The following is a 16,646-nucleotide window of genomic DNA, read 5'->3' as shown; positions in this document are numbered from 1 at the left end:
GGCGCTCACTTCCCCCGGTCCGGTTCGATGGGGTCCTTGACGCGCTTGCCGTCGTGGCGGACGGCCGACAGATGGATGCTGCCGTCGTGGTACTCGTGGCGGATCCTGCGGCAGCCGCAGTCGAAGAGCTGGTCCCTGATGACGAGGCCGTAACCGTCGTCGTCGACGAGACGTTCACCGCCCGACTTCTCCCCGCAGGGGGCCGTCTCGGGGTCGAACGGAATCTTGCTGCCGGTCATCGCCGATCTCCTTGGATGGGCGAGGTGTCATGGTCAGCCAGGTGCGTCGGCGCGCGGCGGCACCTCGGGGGCGTCGTCCCCGCCGGAGATCTCGTCCGGCGCGGGGCTCTCGGCCGTCTCCTCACGCGGGTAGTGCAGGTCGAAGGCGGGCCGCTCGGAGCGGATGGGCGGCATGAACGTGAAGTTGTGCCGCGGCGGCGGGCAGCTCGTCGCCCACTCCAGGGAGTTGCCGTAGCCCCACGGGTCGTCGAGGGTGACCTTGGGCGCGCGCCTGGCGGTCTTCCAGACGTTGTAGAGGAACGGCAGCGTCGAGGCGCCGAGCAGGAACGCCCCGACGGAGGAGATCTGGTTGAGCGTGGTGAAGCCGTCGCCCACGCCGTAGTCGGCGTAGCGCCTCGGCATGCCGAGCTGCCCGATCACGTGCTGGACGAGGAAGGTGGTGTGGAAGCCGATGAACAGCGTCCAGAAGTGCACCTTGCCCAGCCGGTCGTCCAGCATCCTGCCGGTCATCTTGGGCCACCAGAAGTAGAAGCCGGAGAACATGGCGAACACGACGGTGCCGAAGACGACGTAGTGGAAGTGGGCGACGACGAAGTAGGTGTCGCTGATGTGGAAGTCGAGCGGCGGCGAGGCCAGGATGACGCCGGTCAGGCCGCCGAGCAGGAACGTCACGAGGAAGCCCACGGCGAACAGCATCGGCGACTCGAACGTCAGGTGGCCCCGCCACATCGTGCCGATCCAGTTGAAGAACTTCACCCCGGTCGGCACGGCGATGAGGAACGTCATGAACGAGAAGAAGGGCAGCAGCACCTGCCCCGTGGGGAACATGTGGTGCGCCCACACGGTCATCGACAGCCCGGCGATCGCGATGGTGGCGCCGACCAGCCCCATGTAGCCGAAGATCGGCTTGCGGCTGAAGACCGGGATGACCTCGGTGATGATGCCGAAGAACGGCAGCGCGATGATGTAGACCTCGGGATGGCCGAAGAACCAGAACAGGTGCTGCCACAGCAGCGGCCCGCCGTTGTCGGCGACGAACACCTGCGTGCCGAGCTTGCGGTCCGACTCCAGCACCAGCAGCGCGGCGGCCAGCACCGGGAACGCCATCAGCACGAGCATGCTGGTCAGCAGCACGTTCCAGGTGAACAGCGGCATGCGGAACATCGTCATGCCGGGCGCGCGCATGCCGATGATCGTGGTGATGAAGTTGACCGCGCCGAGGATCGTCCCGAGGCCGGACAGCGCGAGCCCCATGATCCACAGGTCGCCGCCGATCTGCGGCGAGAACGTCGAGGACGCCAGCGGCGTGTACGCGAACCACCCGAAGTCGGCCGCGCCCCCCGGCGTGAAGAACCCGGCCACCACCATCAGCCCGCCGAACAGGAACAGCCAGTACGCCACCGCGTTCAGCCGGGGGAAGGCGACGTCGGGCGCGCCGATCTGGAGCGGCATGATGACGTTCGCGAAGCCCGCGAACAGCGGGGTGGCGAACAGCAGCAGCATGATCGTGCCGTGGATGGTGAACAGCTGGTTGTACTGCTGCTGGTTGACGAGCTGCATGCCGGGCGCGACCAGCTCCGCCCGGATGATCATCGCCATGACGCCGCCGACCAGGAAGAAGCCGAAGGAGGTGAGCAGATACAGGTAACCGATGACCTTGTGGTCGGTCGTGGACATCCACGAGACGATCACCGTCCCGGTGCGACGGCGCCGGACCTGCTCGATCGAAGTCTCCCGCACGGTCGTCACGGCTGCTCCCTCCGACGCGGAGTTTTGCCTGCCCCGATCTACCCATTGCACGCCAACGACCGCCGCTCGTGAAGTCGTTCTTTGGGATTCGCCGCCGAAAGCTTTGCGGGAACGGCCGCCGGAGGTGTCCAGATGGCGGAAAGCGGGCCGGTGCTGCGGGCGGCATCTTCTATCCTGCGTAGGCGAACCGAATCGGAGGAGATGCTCGTGACCGCCCAGCGTGACTACGCCGACCTCGTCCAGCGAGGGCTCTCGCTCGACCTGACCAGGGGCAAGCCGTCGCCGCGCCAGCTCGACCTCTCCAACGACCTGCTGAAACTGCCCACGTCCTACCGTGCGGCCGACGGCACCGACGGCCGCAACTACGGCAACCTCCAGGGCCTGGCCGAGCTGCGCGAGCTGTTCGCGCCGCTGCTGCAGGTCCCGGCCGGGCAGCTGGTGGTCGGCGGCAACGCGAGCCTCGCGCTGATGCACGACACGGTCGTGCACGCGCTGCTCAGCAAGGTCCCCGGCGCCGCCCGCAGGTGGGTCGAGGAGCCGAAGGTCACGTTCCTGTGCCCGGTGCCCGGCTACGACCGGCACTTCACGATCTGCGAGCGGCTCGGCATCGAGATGGTCGCGGTGCCGATGACCCCGGAGGGCCCCGACATGGACGTCGTGGAGCAGCTGGTCTCCTCCGACGCGAGCGTCAAGGGCATGTGGTGCGTGCCGAAGTACAGCAACCCGTCGGGCGTCACCTACAGCGACGAGACCGTGCGCCGGCTGGCCGCCATGCCGGCGGCCGCGCCCGACTTCCGGATCTTCTGGGACAACGCCTACGCCGTCCACCACCTCACCGACACCCCCGACGAGCTGGCCGACCTCCTCACGCTGGCCGCCGAGCACGGCAACGCCGACCGCGTGTTCGTCTACGCCTCCACCTCGAAGGTGACGCTCGCCGGCTCAGGCGTGTCGTTCTTCGGCTCCTCGCCGGCCAACGTGAAGTGGTTCCTCGGCAACACCTCGAAGCAGTCGATCGGCCCCGACAAGATCAACCAGCTGCGCCACGTCGAGTTCCTGCGCGACCCGGCCGGCGTGGAGGCCCACATGCGCCGCCACGCGGAGCTGATCGGGCCCAAGTTCGAGCTGGTCGACAAGGTGCTGAGCGAGCGGCTGAGCGGCCTGGCCACCTGGACCAGCCCCAAGGGCGGCTACTTCATCAGCCTTGAGGTGCCCCACGCGGCCGAGGTCGTGGCCAAGGCCAAGGCGGCCGGCATCGCGCTCACCCCGGCGGGCGCGACGCACCCCTACGGCAAGGACCCGGACGACCGCACGATCAGGATCGCGCCCACCTTCCCCGAGCTCGACGAGCTGGAGCAGGCCATCGAGGGCCTGGCCGTGTGCGTCCGCCTGGTGGCGGAGGAGCGCGGCTAGCGCTGGCCGTTCCTGAAGCCGAAGATGTACTCGCGCGTCTCGCTCGGATGGAACGGGACGCCGACCCCCGGCTCGAAGGCGACGTTGTCGCGGGCGCAGTAACAGAGGCTCTCCCACACGGCCAGGGCCTTCTCCCTGGCCGGGGCCTCGACGCGGTCGCGCTTGCGCGCGCCGTACGAGCCGAGCACGTTCAGCAGCCCGAACCCCCAGAACAGGCCCGTCAGGCAGAACGGGGCGAGCAGCACCTCGCCCCACGCCGGGTCCTGTCCCATGGCGATGATCAGCGACATGACCAGGTGCATCAGGGCCGCGACGAGCAGCAGCACGTAGCCCTGGTTCCTGGTCCACGCGGTGTAGTGGCGGCTGGGGAACGACAGCCAGACCGCGAGCTGCGTCCGGCTCATCACGTGTTTGGACGCGCCGAGCGCCGCTGCCGTGGGCAGATCGGCGACCTCGCGCGCCCCCGGTAACCGCACCCGGCCGATCTTGTACGTGGTCCCGGCCGCGACCGCTCCGGGGACCGCGACGACCTGGTCATCCTTGGAGCACACCGGGCACTCGACGTTCATCCGGGCAGTCTGGCCTTAAGGAACGCGCTGCGCAAACCATAGGCTTCGAGATGTGAGACCGATTGATGCCTTGGTGAACGCCCTGCCCGAAGCGCGTGTCGTGACCGACCCCGATGTGATCGACTCCTATGCCCGGGATCGTACGTTTCTGGCGCCGGGCAAGCCGCTCGGCGTCGTGCTGGCCACCACGCGCGACGACGTGGTGACGACCCTGAAGTGGGCGAGCGAGCACCGGGTGCCGGTGGTGCCGCGCGGCGGGGGCACCGGCCTCGCGGGCGCGTCCGTCGCCGGCGACGGCACGATCATCCTGTCGCTGGCCAGGATGACCGCGATCAGGGAGCTGTCGCCGGCCGACGAGATCGCGGTCGTCGAGCCCGGCGTCATCACCGCCGACCTCGACAGGGCCGCGAGGGAGCACGGGCTCATGTACGCGCCCGACCCCTCCTCGTACGAGATCTCCACGATCGGCGGGAACCTGGCCACCAACGCCGGCGGGCTGCGCTGCGTGAAGTACGGCGTGACCAGGGACTCCGCGCTCGGCCTCGAAGTGGTGCTGGCCGACGGCCGGGTGCTGAACACCGGCCGGCGTACGATGAAGGGCGTCACCGGCTACGACCTGACCGGCCTGTTCGTCGGCTCGGAAGGCACGCTCGGCGTGATCACCGCCGCCACCGTGCGGCTGCGCCGCGCACCGGCCGCGCCGCCCGCGACGTTCGCCGCCGAGTTCGGCTCGCTGCGCGACGCGGGCGCGGCCGTCTCGGCGATCATGGCGGCGGGGTGCCAGCCGTCCCTGATGGAGCTGCTCGACCGGGCCACGCTGCAGGCCATCGACGACTGGCGCAACATCGGCCTGGAGGCGAGCACGCAGGCCATGCTCATCGGGCAGTCCGACGTGCCCGACGGGCAGGCGGTGGTCGAGCGCATGGAGCGGATCTGCACCGAGAACGGCGCCTCGTTCGTGGCCGTCTCCTCCAGCCCGGCCGAGGCCGATGAGCTGGTGGGGCTGCGGCGGCTGGCGTACGGGGCCAAGGAGCGGCTGGGCGCGTGCCTGGTCGAGGACGTGTGCGTGCCCAGGTCCGTCCTGCCCGACATGATCACCGCGATCGAGGAGGCGGGCGTGCGGCACGGCGTGCGCATCGCGACCGTCGCGCACGCCGGCGACGGCAACCTGCACCCGGTCTTCATCTTCGAGCACGGGACGCTCGAACCGCCCGCCGAGGTGTGGGCGGCGGCGGACGAGGTGTTCAGGCGCGCGCTGGAGTTCGGCGGCACGCTCACCGGCGAGCACGGCGTGGGGCTGCTCAAACGGCGCTGGCTCGAGCTGGAGTCGGGGCCGGTGGCGGCCGAGCTCCAGCGGGGGATCAAGGCCGTCTTCGACCCGCTCGGCATCCTGAACCCGGGCAAGGCGATCTGATCTTCGGTTGACCAAGCCGTGACCTTGGGGTTCGCGGCGTACACGACCTGCACAGGAACGCTGACTTTGCTCGTCAAAACCTGAAACTTCTGACACGTCCGGCAGACGCCTCAAGCGTAGCGCTGGTAGCGTTTTGCCTCATCTATTGGGTTGTTATGGGGGTCCGACGTGAATCAGTTCCAGCCGTTGGCGGCGGACGATCCGCGGCGGCTGGGGGCGTTTGACATCGTCGCCCGGCTCGGCGAGGGCGGCCAGGGCGTTGTCTATCTCGGCAAGAGCGACTCCGGGGAACAGGTCGCGGTCAAGCTGCTGCACAACGCCCTCGTGGCCGACGCCGACGCCAGGACCCGCTTCCTGCGCGAGGTCGCCGTCGCGCAGCGGGTGGCGCGGTTCTGCACCGCGCCCGTGCTGCACGCCGACCTCGACGGGAGCCGGCCGTACATCGTCAGCGAGTACGTGCCGGGGCCGTCCCTGCGCGAGCTGGTCATCAATGAGGGACCGCGACGGGGCGCGGCGCTCGAACGGCTGGCCATCAGCACCGCCACCGCCCTGGCGGCCATCCACCGGGCCGGGATCCTGCACCGGGACTTCAAGCCCGCCAACGTGCTGATGGGGCCCGAGGGTCCCGTCGTGATCGACTTCGGCATCGCCCGCGCCCTCGACTCGCCCGGCGCCACCGCGACCGGCATGGCCATGGGCACCCCCTCGTACCTCGCGCCCGAGCAGCTCAGCGGGGCCGCCGTGTCCGAGGCGGCGGACGTGTTCGCGTGGGGCGTCACCATGGTGTTCGCCGCCACCGGCAAGCCCGCCTTCGGCGCCGACTCCATCCCCGTCGTGATGAACCGGATCCTCAACGAGGAGCCCGAACTCGGGACGATGGACGGCATGCTGGGCGAGCTGGTCGCCGCCTGCCTGTCCAAGGACCCTTCGCTGCGGCCCACCGCCGACGAGCTGATCGTCCACCTCACCGGCCAGCCCGCCCCGAAGGCCGCCATCGAGCCGGTCACCGGCTCCACCCCGACCGGCGCCCAGCCCGGCTCCACGCAGACCGGCCTCCCGCAAACCGCCGCCGACCAGGCCGCCGCCGGAGCCCAGGCCGCCGCGGCGGCTCAAAGTACCGCCGGGGCTTTCGGGGCCGACGCGGCTGAAGGTGCCGGCGGGGCTTTCGGGGCCGGCGGAGACGGCTCCGGCCAGGACCACTATCCCGGCCCCTGGACGCAGCCCACCGGCCCGTACCTCGCGGGCGGCCCCCAGGGCACGGCCCCTCCCCAGACCGGCGACTACGGCCACCTGGCCGCCACCGCCCACCTCGGCTCGGGCCTCCCCGGCCAGACCGGCCCTCAGGCCCAGCCCGGCGTTCCCGGCCACTCCGGCGTGCCCGGCCAGGGCGGCGTAGCGGGCGGTCCCGGGCAGGGTGGTGTGCCCGGTCAGGGTGTGCCCGGTCAGGGCGGGGTTCCCGGCAACCCGCCGCACGGCGCTCCGCACCCCGGCATGCCGCAGACCACCGGCCCCCTGCCGCTCGGCGGCCCCGGCAACGTGCCCGGCGGCCCAGCGCACGGCGGTATGCCCGGTCAGGCCGGTGCACCCGGTCAGGGCGCCCCAGGGCAGGGCGTTCCCGGACAGGGTGGACCGGCGCAGGGTGGGCCAGCGCAGGGCGGACCCGGGCAGGGGCAACCTGGGCAGGGGCAGCACGGCGGGCCCCAAGGGCCGGGCGGGATGCCGTTCGGACCGCAAGGGCCGGGCGTTCCCGGTCAGCTGGGCCCGCACGCCGGCGCTCAGGGCCCGCACGGGCCTACGCAGGGCGGGCCCGGGATGCCTCAGCAGCACGGCGCCCCCGGCGGCCCGTACCAGGGCGGCCCGGCCGGCCCTAACGGACCCGGTCGGCACGGCCCAGCTGGGCCCGGTGCTGGTACGCCCGGTGCCGGTGGGCCCGGTGCCGGTGCGCATGGCGCAGGTGCCGGTGGGCGCAGCGGGCCTGGTGGACCAGGTGGACCAGGGCAGGACGGGGATGGGGCGCGGGCGAAGCAGCGGCGGACGCTGACTCTCGCGCTGTCCGGTGCGGCCGCCGCGGCGCTGCTGGTGGTGGCCGGGGCGGTGGTCGTGCAGGCGAACGCCGGCAAGGAGGTCCCGGTGGTCGCCGTGGGCAAGTCCTCCAGCGACACCGACGCCGACGGCGGCGGTTCCGGCCAGGGTGAGGCGCCCACGACGTCCGACTCGCCCACGCCGGCCCCGACGGGCTCCCCCGCGCCGGTCCCGACGCTGGACATCGAGCCGGAGAAGACGAAGAAGCCGAAGCCGACGAAGGAGCCGATCGCGCAGGTGCCGACGGTGACGACGACGGCGCCGTCGATCCGCCCGACGCCCAGGCCGACGCGCACGACGGTCGTGAACCCGGACAACAAGCCGAGCAAGACCCCGAAGCCGACCACGACCCGCAAGAAAGAGGTCAAGCCGAGCAAGTCGCTGAAGGCGAACACGGCCAGCGCCACGTCGCTGTGCGGCGCCGGCTACGCGATCATCAACTCGCACGCGCTGGCCGGCCACGCCACGGTCTACCTGCTCTACAACGCCGGCGCCGGGATGAACTGCGTGGTCACGATCTCCCGCTACGTCCACCCGAACAAGGTGAACATGAGCGCCATCCTCCAAGTCAAGGGCGGCGCCAGCGCGAACGACCCCGGCACGTTCACCGCCTACGCGGGCCCGGTGCGGCTGCCCGCCAAGAAGAAGTGCGTGATCTGGGGCGGCGCGTGGAACTCGTACGTCTGGAAGTCGGAGTGGAGCCACTGCACCTGAGCCCGCGGGCTGTGACGGGAGGCGGGCCTGCGTTAGCGTGGGCATGATCGTCGGCTCCGTACGAGGAGGGCGCCCGTGATCATCAGCAGGCTCGACACCGGCTCGGCCGACCACCGTGCCCGCAGGGAGGCGATGCTCGCCAAGCTGGCCGAGCTGGCCGCCGAGCAGGCGAAGGCGGTGGCGGGCGGCGGCGAGCGGTACGTCACCAGGCACCGCGCCCGCGGCAAGCTGACCGCCAGGGAGCGCGTCGAGCTGCTGGTCGACCCCGACTCGCCGTTCCTTGAGCTGTCGCCGCTCGCGGGATGGGGCACCGAGTTCCCCGTGGGCGCGAGCCTGGTCTCGGGCATCGGCGTGATCGAGGGCGTCGAGTGCGTGATCACGGCGAACGACCCGACGGTGCGCGGCGGGGCCTCGAACCCGTGGACGCTGCGCAAGACCGTGCGCGCCGCCGACATCGCCCTGCGCAACCGCCTGCCGTACGTGAATCTGGTCGAGAGCGGCGGCGCGGACCTGCCGACGCAGAAGGACATCTTCATCCCCGGCGGGCAGGTCTTCCGCGACCTGACGCGGTTGTCGGCGGCGGGGGTGCCGACGGTGGCGCTGGTGTTCGGCAACTCGACGGCGGGCGGCGCGTACGTGCCGGGCATGAGCGACCACGTGGTGATGGTCAGGGAGCGCGCGAAGGTGTTCCTTGGCGGGCCGCCGCTGGTGAAGATGGCGACCGGCGAGGAGTCCGACGACGAGTCGCTGGGCGGCGCGGAGATGCACGCCAGGGTGAGCGGCCTGGCCGACCATCTGGCGCAGGACGAGTACGACGCCTTACGCATCGGCCGCCGCATCGTCGCCTCGCTCGGCTGGCGCAAGCTGGGCCGCGAGCCGGACGGGGAGGTGCGCGAGCCGGCGTACCCGGCGGACGAGCTGCTCGGCATCGTGCCGGAGGACCTGAAGGTGCCGTTCGACCCGCGCGAGGTGATCGCCCGGGTGGTGGACGGCAGCGTGTTCGAGGAGTTCAAGCCGCTCTACGGCGCCTCGCTGGTGACGGGGTGGGCGAGCGTGCACGGCTACCGGGTGGGCGTGCTGGCGAACGCGCGCGGGGTGCTGTTCAGCGAGGAGTCGCAGAAGGCGACGCAGTTCATCCAGCTCGCGAACCAGACCCGCACCCCGCTGCTGTTCCTGCAGAACACGACCGGCTACATGGTCGGCAAGGACTACGAGCAGGGCGGCATCATCAAGCACGGCGCCATGATGATCAACGCGGTGTCCAACTCGACCGTGCCGCACCTGACCGTGGTCATGGGCGCCTCGTACGGGGCGGGCAACTACGGCATGTGCGGGCGCGCGTACGAGCCCCGCTTCCTGTTCAGCTGGCCGAGCGCCAGGTCGGCGGTGATGGGCCCGGCGCAGCTCGCCGGGGTGCTGTCCATCGTGGGCCGGGCGTCGGCGCTGGCGAAGGGGCAGCCGTACGACGAGGAGGCGGACGCGGCCATGCGCGCCATGGTGGAGCAGCAGATCGAGGCCGAGTCGGCGGCGTTCTTCCTGTCGGGCCGCCTGTACGACGACGGCGTGATCGACCCGCGTGACACGCGGACGGTGCTGGGCCTGTGCCTGTCGGCGATCAACAGCGCGCCGGTGCCTGAGCCGGCGGGATATGGAGTGTTCCGCCCGTGATCACCCGCCTGCTGGTCGCGAACCGGGGTGAGATCGCCCGGCGCGTGTTCCGTACCTGCCGCTCGCTCGGCGTCTCGACGGTCGCCGTCTTCTCCGACGCCGACGCGGACGCGCCGCACGTGGCCGAGGCCGACCTGGCGGTACGCCTGCCGGGCGTGTCGGCGGCCGAGACGTACCTGGACGCCGAGCGGATCCTCGCGGCCTGCCGGGCGAGCGGGGCGGACGCGGTGCACCCCGGTTACGGGTTCCTGTCGGAGAACGCCGCCTTCGCGCGGGCGGTGCTGGACGCAGGGCTGGTGTGGGTGGGGCCGCCACCCGAGGCGATCGCCGCCATGGGGGTCAAGATCGGGGCGAAGCGGCTGATGGCGGAGGCCGGCGTACCGGTGCTGCCCTCGCTCGACCTGGCCGCGCCCGGGGAGTACCCGCTGCTGGTCAAGGCGTCGGCGGGCGGCGGCGGGCGCGGGATGCGGATCGTGCGCGGGCCGGACGAGCTGGCCGAGGCGGTGGAGTCGGCGCGGCGCGAGTCGGCCGCGGCGTTCGGCGACGGCACGGTCTTCGCCGAGCCGCTGCTGGAACGGGCCCGCCACGTCGAGGTGCAGGTGCTGGCCGACCGGTACGGCGGCGTGTGGACGCTGGGCGAGCGCGAGTGCAGCGTGCAGCGGCGGCACCAGAAGGTGATCGAGGAGTGCCCGTCGCCCGGCGTCACGGAGGCGACGCGGGAGCTGCTGTACGACGCCGCCGCCAGAGCCGTCCGCAAGATCGGCTATGTCGGGGCCGGGACGGTGGAGTTCCTGGTCAAGGGCGACCGGGTGGCGTTCCTGGAGATGAACACCCGGCTCCAGGTCGAGCATCCGGTGACCGAGCTGGTCTACGGCGTCGATCTGGTCCGGCTGCAACTGGAGGTGGCCGAGGGCGCGGCGCTGCCGCCGTCGCCGCCCGAGCCGTCAGGGTGGGCGGTGGAGGCCCGCCTGTACGCCGAGGACGCCTCCTTCGTGCCGCAGAGCGGCACGTTGCGGCGGTTCGAGGTCCCCGGTGACGTGCGGGTGGACGCCGGGGTGGAGTCGGGGTCCGTGGTGCCGCCGCACTATGACGCGATGCTGGCCAAGGTGGTCGCGTACGGGGCGACGCGGGCGGGGGCGGTGCGGCGGCTGACGGGGGCGTTGCGCCGGGCGAAGCTGCACGGCGTACCGACTAACCGCGATTTATTAATCGACGTTCTGAAAAATCCGGACTTTGTGGCCGGTGACACGCACACCGGGCTGCTCGACCGCCCCCCGGCCCCCTCGGAGGCCGTCGACGACCTGGCTCCGCTGGCCGCCGCGCTCGCGATGGCCGCCGGGAACCGGCGCCGGGCACGCGTACTCGGCGGGCTGCCGGGCGGCTGGCGCAACGTCCGCTCCCAGCCCCGCACGGTCACCTTCGAGGAGACCGGCCCCGTCACCTACGACCCGCTGCCCCCTGACGTCCGCGTGGTCAGGGCCGGGCCCGACGAGGTGGTGCTGGAACGCGACGGCGTGCGGCGTACGTACGAGGTGGCCAGGTATGAACCGGAAGGCCCGCTCTACGTCGATCACGCCGAGGGCGCCGCGCGGCTGACCCCGCTCCCCCGCCTGCCGGAACCCGCCGAGCACACCGCCCCTGGCTCACTGCTCGCCCCCATGCCGGGTAGCGTGCTGCGGGTCGAGGTGGCGCCCGGCGACCGGGTGACCAAGGGGCAGACGGTCCTCGTCCTCGAAGCGATGAAGATGGAGCACCGGATCACCGCGCCGGCCGACGGAGTGGTGTCCGGCGTACACGTGGAGAAGGGCCGGCAGGTCGACGCGGGCGAGGTGCTGGCGATCATCCAGGAGGGGGACTCATGACGGGCCTGGTGCACAAGGAGCTCGCCGCGGGCGTCGCGACGATCACGCTCGACTCGCCGCACAACCGCAACGCGCTGTCCGTGGCGCTGCTCGGCGAGCTGTCCGAGCACCTGAAGCAGGCCCTGGACGAGCCCGCCGCCCGGGTGATCGTGCTGACCGCCACGGGGACGGTGTTCTGCTCGGGCGCCGACCTGAAGGAGCAGGGCGAGCCGGGGGCGCCGGTGACGGCGTCGTTCCCCGACATCATGGAGCTGATCTGGGAGAGCCCCAAGCCGGTCGTCTGCCGCCTCAACGGCACCGCGAGGGCGGGCGGGCTCGGCCTGGTCGCCGCGTGCGACTTCGCGATCGCGCCGCTGACGGCCTCGTTCGCGTTCACCGAGGTACGTCTCGGGGTCGCGCCCGCCATGATCGCCGTGCCGGTCCTCAGGAGGCTGTCGGCCAGGGCGGCGGCCGAATACTTCCTGACCGGCGAGGTGTTCGACGCGGCGCGGGCCGTGGAGATCGGACTGCTGTCGCGGGCCGTCCCCGAGGACGAGCTGGACGCCACCGTCGCCCGCTACACCGAGATGCTGGCCAAGGGCGGCCCCGAGGCGCTCGCCATCACGAAACGGCTGGTCAGGGAGGTGCCCGCGATGTCGTTCCACGACGGGCTGCGGGCCATGGCCGAGCTGTCGGCCGAGCGCTTCACCTCCGAGGAGGGCCAGGAGGGCATCGCCGCGTTCAAGGCCAAGCGCCCGCCCGCGTGGACGGTGTGAGCCCCGTGGTGCTGCGCGTCGCCAACTGCAGCGGCTTCTACGGCGACCGGCTCTCCGCCGCCCGCGAGATGGTGACGGGCGGGCCGATCGACGTGCTGACCGGCGACTGGCTGGCCGAGCTGACCATGTTCATCCTGGCCGGCAACCGGCTCAAGGGCCGTCCCGGGTACGCGCCGACGTTCCTGCGCCAGCTCGAAGACGTTCTGGGCCCCTGCCTCGACCGCGGCATCAAGATCGTGACGAACGCGGGCGGTCTCGACCCCGCCGGGTGCGCCGAGGCCGTCCACGAGCTCGGCGACCGGCTCGGGCTCAGCCCCTCCATCGCGTACGTCACCGGCGACGACCTCACCGGTCTGCCCCTCGACCTCGTCAACGCCGACACGGGCGAGCGCCTCGGCGCCACCCCGCTCACCGCCAACGCCTACCTCGGCGGCCGGCCCATCGCCGCCGCGCTCGCGGCCGGCGCGGACGTCGTGGTGACCGGGCGGGTGACCGACGCGGCGCTCGTGACCGGGCCCGGCATCTGGCGGTACGGCTGGGAGCCTGGCGACCTCGACGCGCTGGCCGGGTCGGTGGTGGCCGGGCACGTCATCGAGTGCGGCTGCCAGGCGACCGGCGGCAACTACGCGTTCTTCCAGGACGTTCCCGACCTCGGACACTGCGGCTTCCCGCTCGCCGAGCTGCACGCCGACGGCTCCTCCGTCATCACCAAGCACCCCGGCACCGGCGGCCTGGTCTCGGTCGGCACCGTCACCGCGCAGCTCGTGTACGAGCTCGGCGGCCCCCGCTACCTCGGGCCCGACGTGGTCGCCCGCTTCGACACCATCACGCTCACCGACGACGGCCCCGACCGGGTCCGCGTCTCCGGCGTCCGCGGGGAGCCGCCACCTGACACGCTCAAGGCGTCGGTCAACCATCTGGGCGGCTACCGCAACACGATGACGCTCGTCCTGACCGGCCTCGACCTGCCAGCCAAGGCAAGGCTGGCCGAGGAGGCCCTGTGGGCCCGCATCCCCCGTGACCGCTTCGACGAGGTCTCCGTCACCCTCACCGGCCTGGACCCGCGGTCGGAGTCCGGGACGGCACTTCTGCGGATCACGGTCATGTCCGGCGACCGCCGCACGGCGGGCCGCGCCTTCTCATCGGCCGTCGTCGAGACCGGTCTCGCCAGCTACCCCGGCTTCTACGCCCTCACCCCGCCGGGGGACGCCTCCCCGTACGGCGTGCACTGGCCGGTCCTCGTCCCGGCCGCCCAGGTCCGCCCCCGCGTCTTCGTGGACGGCACCGAGATCCCCTTCGAGCAGCCGCCCCCGCCCACCGAGGCGCCGATCATCCAGCAAGCCCCCACGCCACGGCCGGCTCCCGGTGGGAAGGGCGTGCCGATCCCGCTGGGCCGCATCGCCGGGGCCCGATCGGGCGACAAGGGCGGGAACGCGAACCTGGGCGTCTGGACCGACACCCGGCCCCGCTACGACTGGCTGGCCGCGTACCTCACCGTGGAGACCCTGAAGGACCTCCTCCCGGCCCTGCGCCCGTACCGCGTGGACCGGCACGACCTGCCCAACCTCAAGGCCGTCAACTTCGTGATCCACGGCCTCCTCGGCCGGGGTGTGGCGGCGAGCACCCGCCTGGACCCGCAGGCCAAGGCGCTGGGCGAGGAGCTACGAGCCCGTCCGGTGGAGGTCCCGGCCGACCTTCACCCCTGAGCGGTCCAGCCCAGCAGGGCCGCGCCGAGCAGGCCGGCCAGGGGGCCGAGGCGCGAGGTCCGTACGTCGGGAGCGGGGCGGAAGGCGAGCCGGGCGGCCAGCCGCTCGCGCAGGGGCACCACGAGCGCGTCCCCCGCCTGCGACACGCCGCCCCCGATGACGACGGCCGCGGGATCGAGCACCAGCGTGTACGTCGCCAGCGCCAGCGCGAGCGCCTCCACCGCCTCCGCCCACACCGCCGTGGCCCGCGCGTCGCCCTGGGCGGCCAGCCGGACGACGTCCTCGGCGCCGGGGACCCCGCACCGCGCCGCCACGGCCGACCCCGACGCGTACGCCGCCAGGCACCCCGCCTGCCCGCACCCGCACGCGAGCCCGTCGGGCCACACCGGGACGTGCCCGATCTGCCCGGCCCAGCCGCCCGCGCCGCCATAGAGCGCGCCCGACGGCACCACGGCTCCCGCGATGCCCGTGCCGATCGGCAGGTACAGCACATGTGCTTCGCCGCCCCCGTACGCCAGCTCGGCCTCCCCCGCCGACCGCACGTCGTGGCCGAGCGCGACGGGCAGGTCCACGTCGGCGAACGCGGCAGCGGGCACGTCACGCCAGCCGAAGGCGGCGGAGAAGACGGCATGCGTGGGGCTGACGAGCCCCGGCACGGCCAGCCCCACCGCCACCGGCCGCGCCCCCTCCGCGAGGTCCCCGGGGCCCGGTGAGGGTGCGCTTGAGCCGGCCCAGGGCCGAGTGAGGTCGGCGGCGAAGCGGGAGATCGCCGCGATCACGCGCTCCGGCCCTTCGGCGCGCGGCGTGGGCCGGTGTTCGAGGTGGAGGATCGTCCCGTCGCGGGCGACGAGCCCGCCCTTCATGGTGGTGCCGCCGACGTCGATCGCGGCCACGTACGTCACCCGCGGCATCCTTTCACAACGCCACGGTTGACCGGCCGGGAGCCGCTCTCGTAGGGTCAGGCACCAGAATATCGTTCTGTCGAGGGGCGGCCCATGACCTCCACCCACATCGACGTCGGCACGATCGACTTCGACGCGCTCGGCGCGTGGATGGACACCCAGGGCCTGCCCGGCGGCCCCATCACCGGCCCCGCGCCGGTCCTCGGCGGCACGCAGAACGTCATGGTCCGCTTCGAGCGCGGCGGCCGCCCGTACATCCTGCGCCGCCCGCCCGTCCACGCCCGCAGCAAGAGCAACGAGGTGCTGCGCCGCGAGGCGCGCGTGCTGGCGGCGCTGCGCGGCACGCAGGTCCCCGCGCCCCGGCTGGTGGCCGCGCAGACGCTGCGTGAGCCGGTGTTCTACCTCATGGAGCCGGTGGACGGGTTCAACCCCTCGACGGGGCTGCCGGAGCCGCACGCCTCCGACCCGGCGATCAGGCACCGCATGGGCCTGGAGGCCGCCGCGGCGCTGGCCGAGCTGGGGCGGGTCGATCCCGGCGTGCTGCCGGGGTTCGGGCGGCCCGACGGCTTTTTGGAGCGGCAGGTGCCGCGCTGGCTGAAGGAGCTCGACTCGTACGGCGAGCTCGACGGCTATCCGGGCCCCGACATCCCCGGCCTGCGCGAGACCGCCGCGTGGCTGACCCGGCACCTGCCCCGCGCGTTCACGCCGGGCATCATGCACGGCGACTACCACTTCGCGAACCTGATGTTCGCCTGCGACGGGCCGCGCGTGGCGGCGATCGTCGACTGGGAGATGTGCACGATCGGCGACCCGCTGCTCGACCTGGGCTGGCTGCTGGCCACCTGGCCGTCGAGCGCGGGGCACGTGCCCGGCCTGCCGGCGCCGCAGGAGATCGTCGCCTACTACGGGGAGCTGTCGGAGCGGGACATGTCGGCCGTCGAGTGGTACGCGGTCATGGCCTGCTTCAAGCTGGGCATCGTGCTCGAAGGCACCCACGCGCGGGCGTGCGCCGGCAAAGCGCCCAAGGACATCGGCGACCTGCTGCACGCGACGACGCTGAGCCTGTTCGAGCGGGCGCGGGAGTTCATGGGCGGCGCGCTCTCCTGATCGGTCGAACGCCCCAAAAGCTACACATAGCCACCATAAATCGCCACAAAAGGCATATGTCGGCGCCAGCCTTATATCACGATTTCCGGAAAAACGATCACATGCTTACCCCCGGCCCGTACAATTGCGCGCAATTGCATCAATCATCGGGGAAGGAACGTCATGCGTATGCGGTTTCTCGGCTCCACCTCGGAGGCGGGCGCCTGCCCCACCCTGTACGAGACCGACCGCGGCACCATCGTCGTGCAGGGTCTGCAAGTCACCGACGCGGAGGCGCTGGCGGACCTCCGCGACGTCCTCGACGGCGAGACAGCGGTCGAAGTGCCCCGCGAACTCCTCACCGACATCGCCCGCCGCGTCCTGCCCGATGATCGGAATGGGACGGTAACCGCTTTCCCGACCAGCGAAGAGACACCCACGGCAACCGCTTGATCACATTTGCGGAGGGCCCTGGCATGATCGGCGT

Annotated in this window: 13 protein-coding genes; 9 read left to right on the top strand and 4 right to left on the bottom strand. The window is 72.1% G+C overall.

The genetic code is table 11. The features are described from left to right. Positions 1 to 5: 5 nt before the first annotated feature. Entirely contained in the window at positions 6 to 239 is a 234-nt protein-coding gene (locus AB0K28_RS02765) for a hypothetical protein (protein WP_345386890.1), read from the bottom strand. A gap of 33 nt (positions 240 to 272) precedes the next feature. Beyond that, the gene (gene ctaD / locus AB0K28_RS02760; protein WP_345409273.1) at positions 273 to 1,916 is read right to left on the bottom strand and encodes a cytochrome c oxidase subunit I; all 1,644 of its coding nucleotides are present in this window, start codon (positions 1,914 to 1,916) and stop codon (positions 273 to 275) included. 273 nt (positions 1,917 to 2,189) lie between these two features. On the opposite strand from ctaD, the gene AB0K28_RS02755 reads away from it, so the two are divergent. Then, complete coding sequence (locus tag AB0K28_RS02755; protein ID WP_364364274.1) at positions 2,190 to 3,401, top strand: aminotransferase class I/II-fold pyridoxal phosphate-dependent enzyme; 1,212 nt, start codon at positions 2,190 to 2,192, stop codon at positions 3,399 to 3,401. Here AB0K28_RS02755 and AB0K28_RS02750 read toward each other — a convergent pair. After that, complete coding sequence (locus AB0K28_RS02750) at positions 3,398 to 3,970, bottom strand: hypothetical protein (RefSeq protein WP_345386892.1); 573 nt, start codon at positions 3,968 to 3,970, stop codon at positions 3,398 to 3,400. The two genes, AB0K28_RS02755 and AB0K28_RS02750, sit on opposite strands and share 4 nt — an antisense overlap. A 52-nt stretch (positions 3,971 to 4,022) precedes the next feature. On the opposite strand from AB0K28_RS02750, the gene AB0K28_RS02745 reads away from it, so the two are divergent. The 6 genes from AB0K28_RS02745 to AB0K28_RS02720 all read left to right on the top strand — a co-directional run bounded on the left by AB0K28_RS02745 (position 4,023) and on the right by AB0K28_RS02720 (position 14,171). Continuing rightward, positions 4,023 to 5,384 carry an FAD-linked oxidase C-terminal domain-containing protein gene (locus tag AB0K28_RS02745; protein ID WP_364364271.1) on the top strand — a complete coding sequence of 454 codons (1,362 nt, stop codon included), beginning with the start codon at positions 4,023 to 4,025 and terminating at the stop codon, positions 5,382 to 5,384. A 168-nt stretch (positions 5,385 to 5,552) separates the two neighbouring features. Next, positions 5,553 to 8,180 carry a serine/threonine-protein kinase gene (locus AB0K28_RS02740; RefSeq protein ID WP_364364263.1) on the top strand — a complete coding sequence of 876 codons (2,628 nt, stop codon included), beginning with the start codon at positions 5,553 to 5,555 and terminating at the stop codon, positions 8,178 to 8,180. A gap of 132 nt (positions 8,181 to 8,312) precedes the next feature. Next, positions 8,313 to 9,848: a carboxyl transferase domain-containing protein gene (locus AB0K28_RS02735; protein WP_345409274.1), complete on the top strand. Its 1,536-nt coding sequence runs from the start codon at positions 8,313 to 8,315 to the stop codon at positions 9,846 to 9,848. Beyond that, a complete protein-coding gene (locus tag AB0K28_RS02730) occupies positions 9,845 to 11,710 on the top strand; it encodes a biotin carboxylase N-terminal domain-containing protein (RefSeq protein WP_364364260.1) in 1,866 nt (621 codons plus the stop codon). The genes AB0K28_RS02735 and AB0K28_RS02730 overlap by 4 nt, the downstream gene beginning before the upstream one ends. Next, the gene (locus tag AB0K28_RS02725) at positions 11,707 to 12,465 is read left to right on the top strand and encodes an enoyl-CoA hydratase-related protein (protein WP_345386900.1); all 759 of its coding nucleotides are present in this window, start codon (positions 11,707 to 11,709) and stop codon (positions 12,463 to 12,465) included. Before AB0K28_RS02730 ends, AB0K28_RS02725 begins: the two co-directional genes overlap by 4 nt. Further along, positions 12,453 to 14,171, top strand: coding sequence for an acyclic terpene utilization AtuA family protein (locus tag AB0K28_RS02720; protein ID WP_364364256.1), 1,719 nt, complete (start codon positions 12,453 to 12,455; stop codon positions 14,169 to 14,171). Before AB0K28_RS02725 ends, AB0K28_RS02720 begins: the two co-directional genes overlap by 13 nt. Here the strand turns inward: AB0K28_RS02720 and AB0K28_RS02715 are convergent. Then, a complete protein-coding gene (locus tag AB0K28_RS02715; RefSeq protein WP_364364253.1) occupies positions 14,162 to 15,073 on the bottom strand; it encodes an ROK family protein in 912 nt (303 codons plus the stop codon). The two genes, AB0K28_RS02720 and AB0K28_RS02715, sit on opposite strands and share 10 nt — an antisense overlap. A gap of 93 nt (positions 15,074 to 15,166) precedes the next feature. Between AB0K28_RS02715 and AB0K28_RS02710 the strand changes: the two genes are divergently transcribed. Both AB0K28_RS02710 and AB0K28_RS02705 read left to right on the top strand, forming a co-directional pair. After that, positions 15,167 to 16,180, top strand: a complete 1,014-nt coding sequence (locus tag AB0K28_RS02710) for a phosphotransferase family protein (protein ID WP_345386910.1) — start codon at positions 15,167 to 15,169, stop codon at positions 16,178 to 16,180. A 162-nt stretch (positions 16,181 to 16,342) separates the two neighbouring features. Continuing rightward, positions 16,343 to 16,612, top strand: a complete 270-nt coding sequence (locus AB0K28_RS02705) for a hypothetical protein (protein WP_364364250.1) — start codon at positions 16,343 to 16,345, stop codon at positions 16,610 to 16,612. The last annotated feature ends 34 nt before the right edge of the window (positions 16,613 to 16,646 follow it).

Source organism: Nonomuraea sp. NPDC049504 (assembly GCF_040676845.1).
GTDB lineage: Bacteria > Actinomycetota > Actinomycetes > Streptosporangiales > Streptosporangiaceae > Nonomuraea > Nonomuraea salmonea.
The sequence above is the reverse complement of the archived record's forward strand: the minus strand, read 5'-3'. Positions and strand labels throughout refer to the sequence as shown.